This window comes from Streptomyces sp. 142MFCol3.1 (genome assembly GCF_000424945.1).
Taxonomy (GTDB): Bacteria; Actinomycetota; Actinomycetes; order Streptomycetales; family Streptomycetaceae; genus Streptomyces; species Streptomyces siamensis.
Genome location: NZ_AUKV01000015.1, coordinates 188,916 through 209,868 on the forward strand (window position 1 = coordinate 188,916; position 20,953 = coordinate 209,868).

Annotated in this window: 16 protein-coding genes; 13 read left to right on the forward strand and 3 right to left on the reverse strand. The window is 70.6% G+C overall.

Features of this window, described 5'->3' with window-relative positions; translation table 11 throughout:
- Positions 1 to 402: 402 nt before the first annotated feature.
- The 9 genes from H305_RS0123300 (at position 403) to H305_RS0123340 (ending at position 13,222) form a co-directional block, all read left to right on the forward strand.
- The gene (locus H305_RS0123300) at positions 403 to 2,334 is read left to right on the forward strand and encodes an acyl-CoA dehydrogenase family protein (RefSeq protein ID WP_028802515.1); all 1,932 of its coding nucleotides are present in this window, start codon (positions 403 to 405) and stop codon (positions 2,332 to 2,334) included.
- Positions 2,335 to 2,437: 103 nt separating this feature from the next.
- A complete protein-coding gene (locus H305_RS0123305) occupies positions 2,438 to 2,923 on the forward strand; it encodes a hypothetical protein (RefSeq protein WP_158690565.1) in 486 nt (161 codons plus the stop codon).
- Positions 2,924 to 2,939: 16 nt separating this feature from the next.
- A complete protein-coding gene (secA, locus tag H305_RS0123310; RefSeq protein WP_028802517.1) occupies positions 2,940 to 5,735 on the forward strand; it encodes a preprotein translocase subunit SecA in 2,796 nt (931 codons plus the stop codon).
- Between the two features lie 117 nt (positions 5,736 to 5,852).
- A complete protein-coding gene (dxr, locus tag H305_RS0123315; protein ID WP_028802518.1) occupies positions 5,853 to 7,109 on the forward strand; it encodes a 1-deoxy-D-xylulose-5-phosphate reductoisomerase in 1,257 nt (418 codons plus the stop codon).
- Positions 7,106 to 8,410: a M50 family metallopeptidase gene (locus H305_RS0123320; RefSeq protein ID WP_028802519.1), complete on the forward strand. Its 1,305-nt coding sequence runs from the start codon at positions 7,106 to 7,108 to the stop codon at positions 8,408 to 8,410. Before dxr ends, H305_RS0123320 begins: the two co-directional genes overlap by 4 nt.
- 163 nt (positions 8,411 to 8,573) lie before the next feature.
- On the forward strand, positions 8,574 to 9,731 hold the full coding sequence (gene ispG, locus H305_RS0123325) for a flavodoxin-dependent (E)-4-hydroxy-3-methylbut-2-enyl-diphosphate synthase (protein WP_028802520.1): 1,158 nt from the start codon (positions 8,574 to 8,576) through the stop codon (positions 9,729 to 9,731).
- Between the two features lie 248 nt (positions 9,732 to 9,979).
- Positions 9,980 to 10,828, forward strand: a complete 849-nt coding sequence (locus H305_RS0123330; protein WP_028802521.1) for a GNAT family N-acetyltransferase — start codon at positions 9,980 to 9,982, stop codon at positions 10,826 to 10,828.
- Positions 10,829 to 10,889: 61 nt separating this feature from the next.
- Positions 10,890 to 11,459: a GNAT family N-acetyltransferase gene (locus H305_RS0123335; RefSeq protein WP_051370852.1), complete on the forward strand. Its 570-nt coding sequence runs from the start codon at positions 10,890 to 10,892 to the stop codon at positions 11,457 to 11,459.
- Between the two features lie 71 nt (positions 11,460 to 11,530).
- A complete protein-coding gene (locus tag H305_RS0123340; RefSeq protein WP_028802523.1) occupies positions 11,531 to 13,222 on the forward strand; it encodes a proline--tRNA ligase in 1,692 nt (563 codons plus the stop codon).
- A 269-nt stretch (positions 13,223 to 13,491) separates the two neighbouring features.
- Here H305_RS0123340 and H305_RS0123345 read toward each other — a convergent pair whose 3' ends face one another.
- From H305_RS0123345 to H305_RS0123355, 3 genes are read right to left on the reverse strand one after another with little or no spacing between them, the layout of a single operon-like run.
- Complete coding sequence (locus tag H305_RS0123345) at positions 13,492 to 14,412, reverse strand: aminoglycoside phosphotransferase family protein (protein ID WP_028802524.1); 921 nt, start codon at positions 14,410 to 14,412, stop codon at positions 13,492 to 13,494.
- A 27-nt stretch (positions 14,413 to 14,439) separates the two neighbouring features.
- Positions 14,440 to 14,940 (reverse strand): ferritin-like domain-containing protein, encoded by a 501-nt coding sequence (locus H305_RS0123350; protein ID WP_051370854.1) that lies wholly within the window; start codon positions 14,938 to 14,940, stop codon positions 14,440 to 14,442.
- A complete protein-coding gene (locus H305_RS0123355) occupies positions 14,937 to 15,482 on the reverse strand; it encodes a hypothetical protein (RefSeq protein WP_028802526.1) in 546 nt (181 codons plus the stop codon). The genes H305_RS0123350 and H305_RS0123355 overlap by 4 nt, the downstream gene beginning before the upstream one ends.
- A gap of 275 nt (positions 15,483 to 15,757) precedes the next feature.
- Here H305_RS0123355 and rimP point away from each other — a divergent pair, with 275 nt between their 5' ends.
- The 4 genes from rimP to infB all read left to right on the forward strand — a co-directional run bounded on the left by rimP (position 15,758) and on the right by infB (position 20,887).
- A complete protein-coding gene (rimP, locus tag H305_RS0123360) occupies positions 15,758 to 16,255 on the forward strand; it encodes a ribosome maturation factor RimP (RefSeq protein ID WP_028802527.1) in 498 nt (165 codons plus the stop codon).
- 2 nt (positions 16,256 to 16,257) lie between these two features.
- Positions 16,258 to 17,256 (forward strand): transcription termination factor NusA, encoded by a 999-nt coding sequence (nusA, locus tag H305_RS0123365; protein WP_028802528.1) that lies wholly within the window; start codon positions 16,258 to 16,260, stop codon positions 17,254 to 17,256.
- A 102-nt stretch (positions 17,257 to 17,358) separates the two neighbouring features.
- Complete coding sequence (locus H305_RS0123370) at positions 17,359 to 17,637, forward strand: YlxR family protein (protein WP_078629199.1); 279 nt, start codon at positions 17,359 to 17,361, stop codon at positions 17,635 to 17,637.
- 148 nt (positions 17,638 to 17,785) lie between these two features.
- On the forward strand, positions 17,786 to 20,887 hold the full coding sequence (gene infB, locus H305_RS50945) for a translation initiation factor IF-2 (protein ID WP_078629200.1): 3,102 nt from the start codon (positions 17,786 to 17,788) through the stop codon (positions 20,885 to 20,887).
- Positions 20,888 to 20,953: the final 66 nt, after the last annotated feature.

The window sequence follows — 20,953 nt, forward strand, 5'->3', positions numbered from 1 at the left end:
GATCCCGGGCGCGCCCCCCAAGGCCCGCGGGGCGCGTTCCCGGACGCTCTTGGCGGTCCGCGAGGTCTGTCGTCCCGCGAGCGCCCCGGCGGTCTTCGCGACGGGGATCCCGGCAGGCTCCTCGGCAGCCCGGGAAGGACGCGGTGGCCGCTCGGTGGCCCATGCAGACGTTCCCCCGAATGGCCCCCTCGGCGCAACACCGCGGACAGCCCCCCTCCAGGGCGGCACGGACACGGCGCACCGGCCCCGAATCCGGGGGCGCGTACCGGCCGAACGCCGCGCGAGGACTGGTGGGGTCACCCCGGATCGGGTACATACGATCGAGTAGCACCGGTCGGTAATGATCGATGCTGATCAGCGATGAACGGCCCCAAGATCCCTATTCGCGGCGAGGTGAGCCTCATGTCCGCAACACCCCATAAGCCCACGGTCACTGAGCGTGAGGCCCGACAGGTCGCCGAGGCCGCGCGTGAGCAGGACTGGCGCAAGCCGAGCTTCGCCAAGGAGCTGTTCCTCGGGCGCTTCCGGCTCGACCTGATCCATCCGCACCCCATGCCGTCCGACGAGGCCTCGCAGCGCGGCGAGGAGTTCCTCGCCAAACTGCGCGACTTCTGCGAGACGAAGATCGACTCCGCCCGCATCGAGCGTGAGGCGCGGATCCCGGACGAGACGATCGACGGGCTCAAGGAGCTCGGTGCCCTCGGCATGAAGATCGACACCAAGTACGGCGGCCTCGGGCTGACGCAGGTGTACTACAACAAGGCGCTGGCCCTGGCCGGTTCGGCGAACCCGGCGATCGGCGCGCTGCTCTCCGCGCACCAGTCGATCGGCGTCCCGCAGCCGCTGAAGATCTTCGGCACCCAGGAACAGAAGGACGTCTTCCTGCCGCGCTGCGCCCGCACCGACATCTCGGCGTTCCTGCTCACCGAGCCCGACGTGGGCTCCGACCCGGCGCGGCTCGCCACGACCGCCGTGCCGGACGGCGACGACTACGTCCTCGACGGCGTGAAGCTGTGGACGACCAACGGTGTCGTCGCCGATCTGCTCGTCGTCATGGCGCGGGTGCCGAAGTCCGAGGGCCACAAGGGCGGCATCACGGCCTTCGTGGTCGAGGCGGGCTCGGAGGGCATCACCGTGGAGAACCGCAACGCCTTCATGGGCCTGCGCGGCCTGGAGAACGGCGTCACCCGCTTCCACCGGGTCCGGGTGCCCGCCGCGAACCGGATCGGCGCCGAGGGCGCCGGCCTCAAGATCGCCCTGACCACCCTGAACACCGGCAGGCTCTCGCTGCCCGCGATGTGCGTCGGCGCGGGCAAGTGGTGCCTGAAGATCGCCCGCGAGTGGTCGGCGGCCCGTGAACAGTGGGGCAAGCCGGTCGCCCTCCACGAGGCCGTCGGTTCCAAGATCTCCTTCATCGCGGCCACCACCTTCGCGCTGGAGGCCGTCGTCGACCTGTCCTCGCAGATGGCCGACGAGGACCGCAACGACATCCGGATCGAGGCGGCCCTCGCCAAGTTGTACGGCTCCGAGATGGGCTGCCTGATGGCGGACGAGCTCGTCCAGATCCGCGGTGGCCGCGGCTTCGAGACGGCCGCCTCGCTCGCCGCCCGCGGCGAACGCGCCGTGCCCGCCGAGCAGATCCTGCGCGACCTGCGCATCAACCGGATCTTCGAGGGCTCGACGGAGATCATGCACCTGCTGATCGCCCGCGAGGCCGTGGACGCCCACCTCTCGGTGGCGGGCGACCTCATCGACCCCGACAAGTCCCTCTCGGACAAGGCGAAGGCGGGCGCGAACGCCGGCGTCTTCTACGCCAAGTGGCTGCCGAAGCTGGTGACGGGACCGGGTCAACTCCCGCGTTCGTACCACGAGTTCAACCAGCAGGTGGACCTGTCGCCGCACCTGCGGTACGTCGAGCGCAGCGCACGCAAGCTCGCCCGCTCCACCTTCTACGCCATGTCCCGCTGGCAGGGCCGCATGGAGACCAAGCAGGGCTTCCTCGGCCGGATCGTCGACATCGGCGCCGAGCTCTTCGCGATGAGCGCGGCCTGCGTCCGCGCCGAGCACCTGCGCGCGACGGGCGAGCACGGCCGCGAGGCCTACCAGCTCGCCGACGCGTTCTGCCGCCAGTCCCGCATCCGCGTCGAGGAACTCTTCGGCCGCCTGTGGTCCAACACCGACGACCTCGACCGCAAGGTGGTCAAGGGAGTCCTGTCCGGCACCTACACCTGGCTGGAGGACGGCGTCGTCGACCCGTCCGGCGAAGGCCCCTGGATCGCCGACGCCACACCCGGACCGTCCCGGAAGGAGAACGTCCGCCGGCCCATTCGCTGACCATTTTCCCCAGGAATTCACTGGGGTCCCGTTCGCCATTCCGCTGCTTGCCGCACCGAACGTATGCGCCGACAATGAACGGAATGGCGAACGGGGACGGCAGATGCGCCAAGGAGTCGGGGAAGAATACAGTCACGGTATTTCCGTACAGCTGACGCGCGCCCGCGGGCAGGCGTGGCGTCAGCTCGACGAGATGGATCTCGTGCGGGCGCTGCGGACGGTGCGCGACGAAGTGCGGCCGCTGGCGCAGAAACTGCGCGAAGGAGCGCCGGAGACTTTCGAGGCCCACCGCGACGCGCTCGCGGTCCTGCTCAACGACTGCGCGCTGGCCGTGGTCGACGTGGAGCCACGGCCGCCCGTGGCCTCCTTCGACGCGGTGCGCATCCGGAGGATCGACCTCCGTGACGTCGACGCTCTGCTCGACGCCGGACGGCCGGGCGAACGGCCCGTGATCCAGCAGCTCTTCCGCGCCGCACTCGACGTCGTCGACGACCCCGTGCTGCGCGAAGTGATCACCGCGAATCAACAGGGCGTCCATATTCTCCAGCGCGCCAATCGCTGGATCCGGATGCTCGCGGATGCCGTTTAGTTGCGGGGGAATTCCCATGTCAGGTAATGGTCTCGACGCCCTGACCGGAAAAATCATGCGGGCGGGTGAGGGCAGGATGCTGCGGCGGCTGGAGCGCACAGCCGCCCAGGTGGGTTCCCTGGAGGAGGAGTTCAAGGCCCTGACCGACGCGGAACTCCAGGCGCTCACACCGGAGTTCAAGACGCGGTACGCCGACGGCGAGAGCCTGGACGACCTGCTGCCCGAAGCCTTCGCCGCGATGCGCGAGGCGGCCCGGCGCACCCTCGGCATGCGCCACTTCGACGTGCAGGTCATGGGCGGCGCGGCGCTCCACCTCGGCAACATCGCCGAGATGCACACGGGAGAAGGCAAGACGCTCGTCGGCACACTGCCCGTCTACCTGAACGCCCTGACCGGCAAGGGGGTCCACCTGGTCACGGTCAACGACTACCTGGCCGAACGGGACGCCGACTGGATGGGCCGGGCCTACCGGTTCATGGGACTGACCGTCGGCGTGATCAAGACCGGGTCGACCCCGGCGGAACGGCGCGCGCAGTACGCCTGCGACATCACCTACGGAACCAACACGGAGTTCGGCTTCGACTACCTGCGCGACAACATGGCGTGGTCGCAGGACGAACTGGTCCAGCGTGGCCACCACTTCGCGATCGTCGACGAGGCCGACTCGATCCTGATCGACGAGGCACGCACCCCGCTGATCATCTCCGGCCCCGCGGACCAGCCCACCCACTGGTACGAGGCCTTCGCGGTCTTCGCACAGCGGATGAAGGGCGTACAGGTCCAGGAGGAGCAGTACACCACCCAGGCGGACAAGGACCGCCTCGCCGAACTGCGCACCCGTTACGACTACGAGTACGACCCGAAGAAGCGCACCGTGGCGATCCTGGACCGGGGCGTCGAGTACCTCCAGGACCAGCTCGGCATCGACAGCCTCTACGAGTCCGACCACACCCCGCTCATCGGCCACCTGAACAACGCCCTCAAGGCCAAGGAACACTTCAAGCGCGACAAGGACTACGTGGTGGTCGACGGCGAGGTCCTCATCGTCGACGAGCACACCGGACGCATCCTCGCCGGACGCCGCTACAACGAGGGTCTGCACCAGGCGATCGAGGCCAAGGAAGGCGTGACGATCAAGGACGAGAACCAGACGCTCGCCACGATCACCCTGCAGAACTTCTTCCGCCTGTACTCGAAGCTCGCCGGGATGACCGGCACCGCCATGACCGAGGCGGCCGAGTTCCACCAGATCTACAAGCTGCACGTCGTCCCGATCCCCACGAACCGGCCCATGGTCCGCCGTGACGACCCCGACCAGATCTACCGCACCGAGGAGGCGAAGTACGCCGCGATCCTCGCGGACATCGCGGAGCGGCACGAGCAGGGCCAGCCGATCCTGGTGGGCACCACCTCCGTGGAGAAGTCCGAGGTGCTGTCGGCTCGGCTGAGGAAGCAGGGCATCCGGCACGAGGTGCTCAACGCCAAGAACCACCAGCGCGAGGCACAGATCGTCGCCCAGGCCGGACGCAAGGGCGCCGTCACCGTGGCCACGAACATGGCGGGACGCGGCACCGACATCATGCTCGGCGGCAACCCCGAGGCGATGGCGCTCGCGGAGATGGGGGACGAAGCGGACCTCGAGGAGCGGCGGCAGGTCCTCGACCGGATCACCGCCACGGTCGCGGCCGAGCACGACGAGGTCAAGGAACTCGGCGGCCTCTACGTCCTCGGCACCGAGCGCCACGAGTCCCGGCGCATCGACAACCAGCTGCGCGGCCGCTCCGGCCGTCAGGGCGACCCCGGCGCCTCCCGCTTCTACCTCTCGCTCCAGGACGACCTGATGCGGCTGTTCCGCGCCAACGTGGTCGACCGGGTCATGGCCATGGCGAACGTGCCCGACGACATCCCCATAGAGAACAAGATGGTCACCCGCGCCATCGCCTCCGCACAGGCGCAGCTGGAGCAGCAGCACTTCGAGTCCCGCAAGGACGTCCTGAAGTTCGACGAGGTACTCAACCGCCAGCGCACCCTCATCTACGCCGAGCGCCGCCGCGTCCTGGCGGGCGAGGACCTGCGCGAGCAGATCGTCCACTTCATGGACGACACCGTCCGCGCGTACGTCGAGGTCGAGACCGGCGAGGGCTTCCCGGAGGAATGGAACCTGGAACGGCTGTGGAGCGCGCTCAGGCAGCTGTACCCGGTGGGCGTCTCGGTCGAGGAACTGGAGGACGCCGCGGGCGGCCGGGACGCCCTCACCACCGAGGGGGTGACCGACGCGATCATCGAGGACGTCCACGCGCGGTACGAGGAGCGGGAGGCCGAACTCGGCGCCGGGGCCCTGCGCGACCTGGAACGCCTGGTCGTGCTCTCCGTCCTGGACCGCAAGTGGCGCGAGCACCTCTATGAGATGGATTACCTCCGCGACGGCATTGGACTGCGCTGGACGCTCGGGCGCGAACCGATCGTCGAGTACGAGCGCGAGGGCTTCGACATGTACATCGCCATGACCGACGCCATCAAGGAGGAGTCCGTCGGCTACGTCTTCAACCTCGACGCGGCGGGCTCCGGCGCCGAGACCCTCGACCGCCAGGACCGTACCGACGGCCTGCACTTCACCGCGCCGACGCTCGACACGGCGGACGGCGTGGTCGAGGGCGCCTTCGCCCCCGCCGACGCCGCGCCGACCGGCACGCCCGCCGACGCGCCCGGGACGGCGCCCGCCCCCGACGGCCCGGGCCCGGCGCCGCGCGACGCCTCCCCGCGGTCCCGCGCCCGCAGCGGGAACCGCAAGCAGCGCAGGCGCAGGCGCTAGGGGCCGCCCACGACCACGAGGGGTGATGCGGCCTCGTCCGGACCCCAGGGGCAGCAGCACGGCGCGAAGTGGGGGAGCACTGTCCTGCCGGGGACGCGTTGCGGCCACAATGGGGGGATGAGCGACAGTCCAGCCCCCCTTGCTGATCCGCACCTTGTCTTCGACCCCGTGGACGGAGTCAGGGATGTCGTGGTCCTCGGCTCCACCGGCTCGGTCGGCACCCAGGCCATCGACCTCGTGCTGCGCAACCCCGACCGGTTCCGGGTCACCGCGCTGTCCGCCGCCGGCGGCAGGGTCGGACTGCTGGCCGAGCAGGCCCACCGGCTCCGGGTCCGGGCGGTCGCCGTCGCCCGCGAGGACGTCGTCCCCGCGCTGCGCGAGGCACTCGCGGCGCAGTACGCCCCCGGAGAGGCCCTTCCCGAGATCCTCGCCGGGCCGGACGCCGCCACCCGGCTGGCCTCCTCCGACTGCCACACCGTGCTCAACGGCATCACCGGTTCGATCGGCCTCGCGCCCACCCTCGCCGCCCTGGAGGCGGGCCGCACCCTCGCGCTCGCCAACAAGGAATCACTCATCGTCGGCGGCCCGCTGGTGAAGGAGCTGGCCAAGCCGGGACAGATCATCCCCGTGGACTCCGAGCACGCGGCGCTGTTCCAGGCGCTGGCCTCCGGCACCCGCGCCGATGTGCGCAAGCTGGTCGTGACCGCCTCCGGCGGCCCCTTCCGCGGCCGTACGAAGGCGGAGCTGGCCGACGTCACCCCGGCCGACGCTCTCGCGCACCCCACCTGGACCATGGGACCGGTCATCACGGTCAACTCCGCGACCCTGGTCAACAAAGGGCTGGAAGTCATCGAGGCGCACCTCCTCTACGACATTCCCTTCGACCGCATTGAGGTCGTCGTGCATCCGCAGTCGTATGTCCACTCGATGGTGGAATTCACTGACGGATCGACGATCGCCCAGGCGACGCCCCCCGACATGCGGGGGCCGATCGCCATCGGCCTCGGCTGGCCCGAACGCGTCCCGGACGCCGCGCCGGCCTTCGACTGGACAAAGGCGTCGAGCTGGGAGTTCTTCCCGCTGGACAACGACGCTTTCCCGTCCGTCGGGCTCGCCCGGCACGTGGGGCAGCTCGCGGGGACGGCCCCGGCGGTGTTCAATGCCGCCAACGAGGAGTGCGTCGACGCGTTCCTGAACGGCACACTGCCGTTCAACGGGATCATGGAGACCGTCACACGGGTGGTCGAGGAACACGGCACCCCGTCCACGGGAACTTCCCTGACCGTCGCGGACGTCCTCGAAGCGGAGACCTGGGCGCGTGCCCGGGCCCGGGAACTGACCGCCCGGACGACAATCGCGGAGGCTCGTGCATGACGACCCTGATGATGATCCTCGGCATAGTCGTCTTCGTGGTCGGCCTGCTCATCTCGATCGCGTGGCACGAGCTGGGGCATCTGTCGACGGCCAAGCTCTTCGGCATCCGCGTGCCGCAGTACATGGTCGGTTTCGGCCCGACCATCTGGTCGCGCAAGAAGGGCGAGACGGAGTACGGGATCAAGGCGGTTCCGCTCGGCGGCTACATCCGCATGATCGGGATGTTCCCGCCCGGCCCGGACGGCCGTATCGAGGCCCGTTCGACGTCACCGTTCCGCGGCATGATCGAGGACGCCAGGTCGGCGGCCTTCGAGGAGCTCAAGCCCGGCGACGACACCCGCCTCTTCTACACGCGCAAGCCGTGGAAGCGCGTGATCGTGATGTTCGCGGGCCCCTTCATGAACCTGATCCTCGCCGTCGTGATCTTCCTCGGCGTGATGATGACGTTCGGCATCCAGACCCAGACCACCACGGTCGGCAAGGTCTCGGACTGCGTCATCCAGCAGAGCGAGAACCGCTCGAAGTGCGAGTCCGGGGACCAGGCGGCGCCCGCCAAGGCCGCCGGGCTGAAGGGCGGCGACAAGATCGTCGCGTTCGACGGCAAGGCCGTCGAGGACTGGTCCGTCCTCCAGTCCGACATCCGCGCCAACCCCGGCAAGGACGTCACGATCACCGTCGAGCGCAAGGGCGAGAAGGTCGACCTGACCGCTCACCTGATCAAGAACCAGGTGAGCAAGACCGACGGCAACGGCGGCTACGTCGAGGGCAAGTACGTCTACGCCGGGTTCCTCGGCTTCACGCCGGCCTCCGGCATCGTCCAGCAGTCCTTCTCACAGTCGGTGGACCGCATGGGCGACATGATGCAGAACGGCGTCGAGTCGCTGGTCGCGCTCCCCGGCAAGGTCCCCGACCTGTGGGACGCCGCCTTCGGCGACGGACCGCGCAAGGCGGACTCCCCGATGGGCGTGGTCGGCGCCGCCCGCATCGGCGGCGACGTCTTCACCCTGGACATCCCCGCCTCGCAGCAGGTCGCGATGATGCTGCTGTTGGTCGCCGGCTTCAACCTCTCCCTGTTCCTCTTCAACATGCTCCCGCTGCTCCCGCTCGACGGCGGGCACATCGCGGGCGCCGTCTGGGAGTCGCTGCGGCGGAACACGGCGAAGGTGCTCCGCCGCCCCGACCCGGGTCCGTTCGACGTCGCGAAGCTCATGCCCGTCGCTTACGTGGTGGCCGGGATCTTCGTCTGCTTCACGCTCCTGGTGTTCATCGCGGACGTCGTCAACCCGGTGAGAATCTCCTAGCGGCACGAGCATTTCGGGTGGCCGGACACACGTCGTGTCCGGCCGCCTTCCATTGAGTGGGTTTGGGGGCGTGATGTGCTCGGCCGCGCGCCGGTGCCGTAATCTCGAAGCCTGGAGCCCACGATTCCGGGACCTTGATCCACAACTTGGGGTTGCACAGCAGATGACTGCGATTTCTCTCGGCATGCCGTCCGTTCCGACCAAGCTGGCCGAGCGCCGCAAGAGCCGGCAGATCCAGGTCGGAACGGTCGCCGTGGGCGGAGACGCACCGGTGTCGGTGCAGTCGATGACGACGACGCGTACGTCGGACATCGGTGCCACGCTCCAGCAGATCGCCGAACTGACCGCGTCCGGCTGCCAGATCGTGCGCGTGGCGTGCCCCACCCAGGACGACGCGGACGCGCTCGCGACGATCGCACGCAAGTCGCAGATCCCGGTCATCGCGGACATTCATTTCCAGCCGAAGTACGTCTTCGCGGCGATCAACGCGGGCTGCGCCGCCGTCCGCGTCAACCCCGGCAACATCAAGCAGTTCGACGACCAGGTCAAGGAGATCGCGCGGGCCGCCAAGGACACCGGCACCCCGATCCGCATCGGCGTCAACGCCGGCTCCCTCGACAAGCGACTGCTCCAGAAGTACGGCAAGGCGACCCCCGAGGCACTGGTCGAGTCGGCGCTGTGGGAGGCCTCCCTCTTCGAGGAGCACGACTTCCGCGACATCAAGATCTCCGTGAAGCACAACGACCCGGTGGTCATGGTCAACGCCTACCGGCAGCTTGCCGCCGCGTGCGACTACCCCCTCCACCTCGGCGTGACAGAGGCCGGCCCCGCCTTCCAGGGCACCATCAAATCGGCCGTCGCCTTCGGCGCCCTGCTGTCCGAGGGCATCGGTGACACGATCCGCGTCTCCCTCTCCGCCCCGCCGGCGGAGGAGGTCAAGGTCGGCCTCCAGATCCTGGAGTCCCTCAACCTCAAGCAGCGCGGCCTGGAGATCGTCTCCTGCCCGTCCTGCGGCCGCGCCCAGGTCGACGTCTACAAGCTGGCCGAGGAGGTCACGGCCGGCCTCACCGGCATGGAGGTCCCGCTCCGCGTCGCCGTCATGGGCTGCGTCGTGAACGGCCCCGGCGAGGCCCGCGAGGCCGACCTCGGCGTCGCCTCCGGCAACGGCAAGGGCCAGATCTTCGTCAAGGGCGAGGTCATCAAGACCGTGCCCGAGTCGAAGATCGTGGAGACCCTCATCGAGGAGGCCATGAAGCTCGCCGAACAGATGGAGGCGGACGGAATCACCTCCGGCGAGCCTTCCGTGTCGGTCGCCGGCTGACCCGCCTTGTGGCGCAACGGACCCGGGTGCCCCTCCGAAGGCGGCCCCGGGTCCCTTGCGTGCGGTGCCGCTCGGCATATCCGGTTAAAGTACGGAGATCAGCAGACCGTGTGACTCCGCTCCGAGGGGGCTTCTCGCATTGATGCGACGGCCAGGTCCTGACCGGCGCACACGAGTGAGCACACGGCGGCGCTAACAGGGTGCGCGACGCGCTGTCGTTGCCCGCAAGGAGTGATGGAGCCGCCTCGTTGTTGACCCAGACCACCACCAGGGTCCTCGAACCGAGCGACCTGGACGCCGCGCTCGCCGTCCTCGACCGCGAGCCGGTCGCGAACGCGTTCGTCGCCTCCCGGGTACAGATCGCCGGCCTCGACCCATGGCGTCTCGGCGGCGAGATGTGGGGCTGGTACGAGGACGGCATGCTCCGGTCCCTGTGCTACGCGGGCGCCAACCTGGTCCCGATCTGCGCCACCCCGAGGGCCGTGCGAGGCTTCGCCGACCGGGCCCGCCGAGCCGGCCGCCGCTGCTCCTCGATCGTCGGCCCCGCCGAGCCCACCGCCCAGCTGTGGCGGCTGCTCGAACCGAGCTGGGGCCCCGCCCGGGAGATCCGCGCCCACCAGCCGTTGATGGTCACCGACCGGCTCCCCGACACCGTCGCACCCGATCCGTACGTCCGCCGCATCCGCAAGGACGAGATGGAGACGATCATGCCGGCGTGCGTGGCGATGTTCACCGAGGAGGTCGGCGTCTCGCCGCTCGCCGGGGACGGCGGCCTGCTCTACCAGGCACGGGTGGCCGAACTCGTCGGTTCCGGAAGGTCGTTCGCCCGCCTCGACCAGCACGGCAAGGTCGTCTTCAAGGCCGAGATCGGCGCCGCGACCACCCAGGCCTGCCAGATCCAGGGCGTCTGGGTGGCCCCCGAGTACCGCGGCCAGGGCCTCGCCGCCCCCGGCATGGCGGCCGTCCTGCGCTACGCCCTCGCGGACGTGGCTCCCGTCGTCAGCCTCTACGTGAACGACTTCAACACGGCGGCCCGCGCCACCTACCGCCGCGTGGGCTTCCACGAGGTCGGCGCGTTCATGAGTGTCCTGTTCTGACGCCCCGCACGGGCCTTACGGCACCTCACACGCCCCACCCTTCGCCAGGTAGTCTCCCGGCATGCTGCGCATTCCCGGTCAGGGCTTCCGCAACCCCGACGACGTGGTCATCGGCCCGCTGGATCTCGCCGCGCGCGTGGACGAGGCGCTCGCCGTTCAGGCCCTCGCCTTCGGACTCGGCGCCGACGAGGTCGCCGTACGCCGCCAGATCGTGCTGCGCCACCTCACCTGCCCGGGAGCCCGCGCGCTGGGTGCCACCACCGCCGACGGACGCCTCGTCGGCTTCGTCTACGGCATGCCCAACCATCGGGCGCACTGGTGGTCCACCGTCGTCGAACCGTATCTGCGCGCCCAGGGCCACGACGGCTGGCTCGACGACTCCTTCGTGATCACCGAACTGCATGTGCACCCCCGCTACCAGAACCGGGGCATCGGCCGCACTCTGATCACCCGGATCACGGACACGGCCGCCGAACCCCGCTCGATCCTGTCCGCGATCGACACGGACAGCCCGGCCCGTGGCCTCTACCACTCACTGGGCTACGAGGACCTCGCGCGCCAGGTCCTGTTCCCCAGCGCACCCAAGCCGTACGCCGTGATGGGCGCCCCTCTGCCGCTGCGCAGGCGTTAACCGATTTCCACCGTCCCGTCCCGCCCGGCTAACCTCCTGCCATCACCCTTACGCAGCAGGAGTCGAGAATCATGCCCCAGGTCCAGCGCATGTCCCGTTTGATGGTCAAGACACTGCGTGACGACCCGGCGGATGCAGAGACGCTCAGCCACAAGCTGCTCGTCCGCGCCGGTTACGTGCGCCGCAACTCCGCGGGCATCTGGACCTGGCTGCCCCTGGGCAAGAAGGTCCTCGACAACATCTCCCGCGTGGTCCGCGAGGAGATGGACGCGATCGGCGCCCAGGAGGTCCTGCTTCCCGCGCTGCTCCCCAAGGAGCCGTACGAGGCGTCGGCACGCTGGGAGGAGTACGGCGACCTGCTGTTCCGCCTCAAGGACCGCAAGGGCGCGGAGTACCTGCTCGGTCCGACCCACGAGGAGATCTTCACCCTGGTGGTGAAGGACCAGGTGGCCTCCTACAAGGACCTGCCGGTCATGCTGTACCAGATCCAGACCAAATACCGGGACGAGGCCCGCCCGCGTTCCGGCGTGCTGCGCGGCCGCGAGTTCCAGATGAAGGACTCGTACTCCTTCGACACGACCGACGAGGGGCTCGCCGAGTCCTACCGGCTGCACCGCGAGGCGTACCAGAAGATCTTCGCGCGTCTCGGGCTCGACTACCGCATCGTCTCGGCCGTCTCCGGCGCGATGGGCGGCTCGGCCTCGGAGGAGTTCCTCGCCCCGGCCGCGGCCGGCGAGGACACCTTCGTGGACTGCCCGTCCTGCGACTACGCGGCCAACACCGAGGCGGTGACCTTCAAGCTCACGCCGGTGTCCGAGGAGCACGGCCCGGTCGAGGAGCTGGACACCCCCGACACCCCGACCATCGAGTCGCTCGCCGAGCACCTCGGCGTCCCCGCCTCCGCGACCCTGAAGAACCTCCTGGTCAAGGTCGACGGCGAGATCGTCGCGGTGGGCGTCCCGGGCGACCGCGAGGTCGACCTCGGCAAGCTGGGCGAGCACCTCGCCCCGGCCGTCGTCGAGCTCGTCACCGCCGAGGACTTCGAGGGCCGCGGCGACCTCGTCCGCGGCTACGTCGGTCCGCAGGGCCTGGAGAAGGTCCGCTACATCGCCGACCCGCGGGTGGCGCCCGGCACTGCCTGGATCACCGGTGCCAACAGGGCCGACACGCACGCGAAGAACGTCGTCGCGGGCCGTGACTTCGAGGTGGACGACTACCTCGACGTCGTCGTGGTCGAGGAGGGCGACCCGTGCCCCGCGTGCGGCACCGGCCTGAAGCTGGACCGCGCCATCGAGATCGGCCACATCTTCCAGCTCGGCCGCAAGTACGCCGACACCTTCCAGCTCGACGTCCTCGGGCAGCAGGGCAAGCCCGTGCGCGTGACGATGGGGTCGTACGGCATCGGTGTCTCCCGTGCGGTGGCCGCGCTGGCCGAGCAGTCGGCGGACGACCAGGGGCTGTGCTGGCCCGAGGAGATCGCTCCCGCCGACGTCCACGTGGTCGCCGCGGGCAAGGCCCTGCAGACCGAGCTGGCGCTCGACGTGTCCGAGAAGCTGAACGCCGCGGGGGTGCGTGTCCTGGTGGACGACCGTGCCGGGGTCTCGCCGGGTGTGAAGTTCACCGACGCGGAGCTCATCGGTGTGCCGAAGATCCTGGTCGCCGGCCGTCGCTCCGCCGAAGGTGTCGTCGAGCTCAAGGACCGGCGGACGGGTGAGCGCGAGGAGCTGACCGTGGACGAGGCGATCGCCCGTCTCACGGCCTAGCCAGCCGGTGTCCGGTGGGCCCGTGAGGCGCTGTGCTGCCGCGCGGGCCCTGGTCGGGCGCGGCCTGTCCGCGGTCTTGTGCGGGTGCACGGTGGCTGGGCGCGCCGTTCCCCGGGCCTCTTTCGGGGCGCTTGGGTGGGCGGCGTTGTCCGGTTGCCGGGGGTGGCCTGTCCGCGGTCTTGTGCGGGTGCACTGTGGCTGGGCGCGCCGTTCCTCGCGCCTCTTTCGGGGTGCTGACCTGCGCTCGGTGCCGTCGGCTGGCGTTGGCGTCAGAGCCAGCCGGCGAATTCGAGGAGGAGTTCTGCGTCCCGGGGGCGGCCGACGCGGCGGGCTCGGACGCCCGACTCGACCGCTCGGAACAGGGTCCAGCCGCGCAGCCGTTCCTGGTCCACGTCGAGGGACTCGGCGAGCCGCTTCACCCGGCGCCGGGTGATCGACGACCCCGACGGGGACGCGATCAGGTCCTCGACCCGGTCGCGGACCAGCCGGGCCAGATCGAAAGCGCACTCGCCGACCACCGGGTCGGGGCCCACGGCCAGCCACGGCATGCGCTCCCCGGCGAGCACCTTGCTCTGCCGGAAGGTGCCGTGCAGCAGCCGTTCCTCCGGCGGCGCGACGAGCAGTTCCTCGCGGGCCGTGAGCGCCGCGTCGACCAGCGGCGCGACCTCCGCGTCGGCGGACGCGGACGCCCGCATCGCCTCCGCCTGCCGGGCCGTCCGCTCGGCGACGGACTCGAAGACGTGCGCCGCGGGCGGCTCGACCCACAGTCGCCGCAGCGTGCCCGCCGCCTCCAACAGGGCCTTCGCCTCAGGCAGCGACCGTACGGACATCTCCGGGTGCAGTCGCTCCAGCAGCAGCACGCCATGGGTGTCGCCGGGATTGAGGAGCCGCACCGCGCCGCGTCCGTCCCAGTGGGCCAGAGCGGCGCGCTCGCTCTCCGGACGGGCCCGCTCGGGCGCGAGTTTCAGCACCGCGGGCGTCCCGTCGGCCTGGCGCACCAGCAGGACCAGGCTGCTCCGGCCGCCCGGCGCCTGCACCCGCTCCACCGTCAACTCGCGTACGTCTGCGGCCTGTTGTGCCAGCTCGGGCAGCTTGGCGAGCCATTCATCGGTCCCGTCGGCGCCCTCGGCGCCACCCTGCTGGATCTCGCCGAGCGCCCGGACGAGACGCTGCGGCGGTTCGAAAGCCATGCCCGAGTTGTTCCCTTCCAGGTCGCGTCACGTCTGCGGGGACGCGGACGCGGAGGCGGTGGCCGCCCGCTCCGCGAGCCCAGGGAAGGCTACGCTCTCGCCGCTCCAGCGCACCGCCCGCACCGCCGCCTCGCGCAGTGCCTCGGCGGCGGCCCGCCGCCGCTCGCCGGTGGCGGCGCGCACGAGGTCCGAGTAGACGCCCGCCACGCGCTCCTCCAGCTCCGCCGCGAGCCGGACCGCCGCGGCCGAGTCCTTGACGGCGAACGGCAGCGCGTACGCGGCCGAGGCGGCCTGGGGTGTGCCGTCCAGGTCCCGTACGGCCCGCGCCAACTCGTCCCGTCGCGCCCGGTGCGCGTCGTAGGCGGCCCGCGCCTCGCCGCGCCGCCCCTTGCCGATCTTGCCGCCGACGACGCCGTATCCGTAGACGGCGGCGTGTTCGGCGCCCAACGCGGCTTGCAGGGCCCCGAGTTCGGCCTTCTCGGCCCGCTCGGTGCGGCCCGAACCCGTGGTGCGGGAGGTCTCGCTCACTTCGTCCCTTCCGACAGCAGGTACGCGTGGGCGGCGCCGGCCGCCGCCACCGACGCCAGCAGCCTGGCCAGTTCGCCCGGCATCTCCGCCAGGGCCTTCGTGCGCGCGTCCGCCAGGGTGCGTTCGGCCGCGGCGAGGTCGCCGACCGCGTCCTTCGGGTCGGCCGGCACGGTGGGGGAGGCACTCGCGGACGCCGGCGCGCCGGCCGCCGTGGCGGAGACGGTCGCGGAGGGCGAGGCGGTGACGTGAGCCCCGTCGCCGAAGGCCTTCGCGTGCCGGACGACCTCGGCCCGCAGCGGGGTCAGCCGCTCCGTCAGCGCCGGATGCGCGGCGATCACGGCGGTGTAGCGGTCGGCGAGCTCCTCGCTGTCGCGCGCGGCACGCGCGCGGGCCCGATCCGCGGCCGAGGGGCTGCCGCCGGCCGTGTCGGCGGACGGTTCGGAAGCGGAACAGCCCGCGAGCGCCAAGGCGCCCGCGGCCGAGGCGAGCAGGGTCCTTCGGCGCGGACCCGACGGGGCGCGCGACGGCAGGGTGAACGGCACGGCAGTCGTCCTTGGAGGGCTCGTACGGAAGGAGAGGGCGAGGCGCCCGTGATCACGGTACCCGTGCCCCGGCCGAACGCGTGCCAGCGGCTCTCCCGAGCCGGTCCCGGCAGGTGGTTTCCGCCCTTGTGCGCAGGGCGCCGGGTAGGCACCGGGCGGCTGAGGGCCGCACCCGGCCGGCTCCCGGTGGACGGCAACACCCCCCGCGACCGGATACCCTTTGACCTGACACACGACCTAACCACAACAGCACACGCGGCCGAGGAGTCACCCGGATGAGCACCACCCAGAGCGAGAGGCTGCGAGAACTTCTGGAACCGCTCGTAGGCTCTCAGGGACTCGATCTCGAAGAGATCGCAGTGGACTCGGTAGGCCGCAAGCGTGTGCTGCGTGTCGTCGTCGACTCGGACTCCGGTGCCGACCTGGACCAGATCGCCGATGTGAGCCGCGCGCTCTCGGCGAAGCTCGACGAGACGGACGCGATGGGCGAGGGCGAGTACACCCTCGAGGTCGGAACCCCCGGTGCCGAGCGTGAGCTCACGGAGCACCGTCATTACGTGCGCGCGACCGACCGCCTGGTGAAGTTCCAGCTGACGGAGGGCGGCGAGCTGGTCGCCCGGATCCTGAAGGCCGACGAGGACGGCCTCGACGTCGAAGTACCGGGTGTCAAGGGCCGCAAGCCCACCGCCCGGCACCTCGCCTTCGAGGACGTCGCCAAGGCGCGTGTCCAGGTCGAGTTCAACCGCAAGAACAAGAACGAAGAGGAGGCGTAGCCGTGGACATCGACATGAGTGCCCTGCGGGGCTTGGTACGGGAGAAGGAGATCTCCTTCGACCTGCTGGTCGAGGCGATCGAGGCGGCCCTCCTCATCGCCTACCACCGCACCGAGGGAAGCCGCCGCCACGCGCGCGTGGAGCTGAACCGGGAAACCGGACATGTGACCGTGTGGGCGAAGGAGGACCCCGAGGACCTGGAGGAGGGGCAGGAGGCGCGCGAGTTCGACGACACCCCCTCGGGGTTCGGGCGGATCGCGGCGACCACCGCCAAGCAGGTCATCCTGCAGCGCCTGCGGGACGCCGAGGACGACGCGACGCTCGGCGAGTACGCCGGACGCGAGGGCGACATCGTCACCGGTGTGGTCCAGCAGGGCCGCGACCCGAAGAACGTGCTCGTCGACATCGGCAAGCTGGAGGCCATCCTGCCGGTGCAGGAGCAGGTCCCCGGCGAGAACTACGAGCACGGCCTGCGCCTGCGCTCGTACGTCGTCCGGGTGGCGAAGGGTGTGCGCGGTCCGTCCGTCACCCTCTCGCGCACGCACCCCAATCTGGTGAAGAAGCTCTTCGCGCTCGAGGTGCCGGAGATCGCCGACGGCTCCGTCGAGATCGCCCACATCGCCCGTGAGGCCGGCCACCGTACGAAGATCGCCGTCCGGTCCACCCGCAGCGGCCTGAACGCCAAGGGCGCCTGCATCGGCCCCATGGGCGGCCGCGTGCGCAATGTCATGGCCGAACTGAACGGCGAGAAGATCGACATCGTCGACTGGTCGGACGACCCCGCCGAGATGGTGGCGAACGCCCTCTCCCCGGCCCGCGTCTCGAAGGTCGAGGTCGTCGACCTCGCAGCCCGCTCCGCGCGCGTGACCGTCCCCGACTACCAGTTGTCGCTGGCCATCGGCAAGGAAGGGCAGAACGCCCGGCTCGCCGCCCGGCTCACCGGCTGGCGGATCGACATCCGTCCGGACACCGAGCAGCAGGCCGAGCAGGGCGGGGAATAGATCCAGGCCGCGGGTGGCTCAGATCACGACAGTTCCCGTCGAAGCAACTGTTCGATTCTTGCCCCAAAGGGGTGGGGTCGCTACGGGGAGGTAGACTTAAGAGTGTCTGGCCGGACGCGAGCCCGCGCATGCCCTGAGCGCACCTGTGTGGGGTGCCGGGAGCGAGCGGCCAAGAAGGACTTGCTGCGCATCGTGGCGGTCGAGGGCGAATGTGTCCCCGATCATCGCGGTACGCTGCCCGGCCGGGGTGCATATGTGCACCCCGCCCTGGTCTGTTTCGACCTGGCGGTCCGCCGCCGGGCGTTCCCGCGGGCGCTGCGCGTCCCGGGACCGCTCGACACCGCGGCGTTGCGCCTCTCCGTCGAGCAGGCAACACCGTAAGACGCGTCGTACGGAACCCCCGTGCGGCCCTGGTACCCCGCGAGTTGGAAGTAGGTCGAGATTGCGATGAGCACTCGATGAGCACGCGATGAGTACGCCCATGAAGTAGCGACGGTCCGGACGCAAACCCGGACCTAAAAGGAGCGAAGTGGCTAAGGTCCGGGTATACGAACTCGCCAAGGAGTTCGGCGTGGAGAGCAAGGTCGTCATGGCCAAGCTCCAAGAACTCGGTGAATTCGTCCGTTCGGCGTCCTCGACGATCGAGGCGCCCGTTGTCCGCAAACTGACTGACGCCCTCCAGCAGGGCAGCGGAGGCGGCAAGTCCGCCCCCGCCCGCAAGGCTGCCCCGGCCAAGCCGGCAGCCCCCTCTCCCGCGCAGGCGGCCCGTCCGGCTGCCCCGCGCCCGCCGGCTCCCAAGCCGCCCACGGCCGAGCGCCCCGCGGCTGCCCCGGTCACGCCGGCGGCCCCCGGTCCGCGCCCGACGCCGGGCCCCAAGCCCGCGCCGCGGCCCGCTCCGGCGACCCCGGCTCCGGCGGCGCCCGAGTTCACCGCGCCCCCGGCGGCCTCCCCGGCTCCGGCCGCAGGCCCCCGCCCGGGTTCCCGCCCCGGCGGGCCGAAGCCCGGCGCCCGTCCGGCCGGTCCCGGCCAGGGCGGCCAGCCCCGTGGTGACCGTCCCGAGCGCGGCGACCGTCAGGGCGCCCCGCGTCCCGGCGGCCAGGCCCCGCGTCCCGGTGCTCGTCCGGCCGGCCCGCGTCCGGGCAACAACCCCTTCACCTCCGGCGGCTCCACCGGCATGGCGCGCCCGCAGGCGCCCCGTCCCGGTGGCGGGCGTCCCGGTCCCGGCGGTCCCGGTGGCGCCGGCGCCCCGGGTGGCCCGCGTCCGCAGGGCGCCGGTCAGGGTGGTCCCCGTCCGCAGGGCGGTCCCGGCGGCGCTCCGCGTCCGCAGGGCGGTCCGGGCGGCGCCCGTCCGACCCCGGGCGGCATGCCCCGTCCGCAGGCCCCGCGTCCCGGCGGCGGCCCCGGCGGCAACCGTCCGAACCCCGGCATGATGCCGCAGCGTCCGGCTGCCGGCCCGCGTCCCGGCGGCGGCCCCGGTGGCCGCGGTCCCGGTGGCGGCGGTCGTCCCGGTGCCGGTGGCGGCGGTCGTCCCGGTGGCGGCGGCTTCGCCGGTCGTCCCGGTGGTGGCGGTGGCGGCTTCGCCGGTCGTCCCGGTGGTCCCGGTGGCGGTGGCGGCGGCTTCGCCGGTCGTCCCGGTGGTCCCGGTGGCGGCGGTGGCCGTCCCGGCTTCGGCGGTCGTCCGGGTGGTCCCGGTGGCCGTGGTGGCACGCAGGGCGCCTTCGGCCGTCCCGGCGGTCCGGCGCGTCGTGGCCGCAAGTCGAAGCGGCAGAGGCGCCAGGAGTACGAGGCCATGCAGGCCCCGTCCGTCGGCGGCGTGATGCTGCCTCGCGGCAACGGACAGACCGTCCGCCTGTCGCGCGGTGCGTCCCTCACCGACTTCGCGGAGAAGATCAACGCCAACCCGGCGTCGCTCGTCGCCGTGATGATGAACCTCGGCGAGATGGTCACTGCCACGCAGTCCGTCTCCGACGAGACCCTCCAGCTGCTCGCCGGCGAGATGAACTACGTCGTCGAGATCGTCAGCCCGGAGGAGGAGGACCGCGAGCTGCTCGAGTCCTTCGACATCGAGTTCGGCGAGGACGAGGGCGGCGAGGAATTCCTCATGCCGCGTCCGCCGGTCGTGACCGTCATGGGTCACGTCGACCACGGTAAGACCCGACTGCTGGACACCATCCGCAAGACGAACGTCGTCGCGGGCGAGGCCGGCGGTATCACGCAGCACATCGGTGCGTACCAGGTCGCCACCGAGGTCAACGACGAAGAGCGCAGGATCACCTTCATCGACACCCCGGGTCACGAGGCGTTCACCGCCATGCGTGCCCGTGGTGCGAAGTCGACCGACATCGCGATCCTCGTGGTGGCGGCCAACGACGGTGTGATGCCCCAGACGATCGAGGCGCTGAACCACGCCAAGGCGGCCGACGTGCCGATCGTGGTCGCGGTCAACAAGATCGACGTCGAAGGTGCCGACCCGACGAAGGTGCGCGGTCAGCTCACCGAGTTCGGTCTGGTGGCCGAGGAGTACGGCGGCGACACGATGTTCGTCGACATCTCCGCCAAGCAGGGTCTGAACATCGACCAGCTGCTCGAGGCCGTGGTCCTGACCGCGGACGCCTCGCTCGACCTGCGGGCCAACCCGGAGCAGGACGCGCAGGGCATCGCGATCGAGTCCCACCTCGACCGTGGCCGCGGTGCCGTGTCGACCGTGCTCGTCCAGCGCGGCACGCTGCGCATCGGCGACACGATGGTCGTCGGCGACGCGTACGGCCGTGTCCGCGCGATGCTCGACGACAACGGCAACAACGTCGAGGAAGCGGGTCCCTCGACCCCCGTCCTCGTGCTCGGTCTCACCAACGTCCCGGGTGCCGGCGACAACTTCCTGGTTGTCGACGAGGACCGCACGGCACGTCAGATCGCCGAGAAGCGCGCGGCGCGTGAGCGCAACGCCAACTTCGCCCGCCGGGGTGTCCGGTTCTCCCTGGAGAACCTGGACGAGGCCCTCAAGGCCGGTCTGGTGCAGGAACTCAACCTCATCATCAAGGGCGACGCGTCCGGTTCGGTGGAGGCTCTCGAGTCCTCGCTGCTCCAGCTCGACGTCGGCGAAGAGGTCGACATCCGCGTCCTGCACCGCGGTGTGGGTGCGGTCACCGAGTCGGACATCGACCTGGCGACCGGCTCCGACGCCATCGTCATCGGCTTCAACGTCCGCGCTGCGGGCCGCGCGGCGCAGATGGCGGAGCGCGAGGGCGTCGACGTCCGGTACTACTCGGTGATCTACCAGGCCATCGAGGAGATCGAGGCGGCCCTCAAGGGCATGCTCAAGCCGGAGTACGAGGAGGTCGAGCTCGGCACGGCGGAGATCCGTGAGGTCTTCAAGTCGTCCAAGCTGGGCAACATCGCCGGTGTCCTGGTCCGCTCGGGCGAGGTCAAGCGCAACACGAAGGCGCGCCTCGTCCGCGACGGCAAGGTCATCGCGGAGAACCTCACCATCTCCGGTCTGCGTCGCTTCAAGGACGACGTCACCGAGATCCGCGAAGGCTTCGAGGGTGGTATCAACCTCGGAAACTTCAACGACATCAAGGTCGACGACGTCATCGCGACGTACGAGATGCGGGAGAAGCCGCGCTCGTAACAGCAGTACCTCTTGGTGCGACCCGGGGCCGGTCGGCGGCAGTAAATGCCGTCGATCGGCCCCGGC

What these genes read in the sequence shown, in the direction of transcription:
- H305_RS0123300 (WP_028802515.1), top strand. Translation starts at nt 403, where the DNA reads ATGTCCGCAACACCCCATAAGCCCACGGTCACTGAGCGTGAGGCCCGA.
- H305_RS0123305 (WP_158690565.1), top strand. Translation starts at nt 2,438, where the DNA reads ATGCGCCAAGGAGTCGGGGAAGAATACAGTCACGGTATTTCCGTACAG.
- secA (WP_028802517.1), top strand. Translation starts at nt 2,940, where the DNA reads ATGTCAGGTAATGGTCTCGACGCCCTGACCGGAAAAATCATGCGGGCG.
- dxr (WP_028802518.1), top strand. Translation starts at nt 5,853, where the DNA reads ATGAGCGACAGTCCAGCCCCCCTTGCTGATCCGCACCTTGTCTTCGAC.
- H305_RS0123320 (WP_028802519.1), top strand. Translation starts at nt 7,106, where the DNA reads ATGACGACCCTGATGATGATCCTCGGCATAGTCGTCTTCGTGGTCGGC.
- ispG (WP_028802520.1), top strand. Translation starts at nt 8,574, where the DNA reads ATGACTGCGATTTCTCTCGGCATGCCGTCCGTTCCGACCAAGCTGGCC.
- H305_RS0123335 (WP_051370852.1), top strand. Translation starts at nt 10,890, where the DNA reads ATGCTGCGCATTCCCGGTCAGGGCTTCCGCAACCCCGACGACGTGGTC.
- H305_RS0123340 (WP_028802523.1), top strand. Translation starts at nt 11,531, where the DNA reads ATGCCCCAGGTCCAGCGCATGTCCCGTTTGATGGTCAAGACACTGCGT.
- H305_RS0123345 (WP_028802524.1), bottom strand. Translation starts at nt 14,412, where the DNA reads ATGGCTTTCGAACCGCCGCAGCGTCTCGTCCGGGCGCTCGGCGAGATC.
- rimP (WP_028802527.1), top strand. Translation starts at nt 15,758, where the DNA reads ATGAGCACCACCCAGAGCGAGAGGCTGCGAGAACTTCTGGAACCGCTC.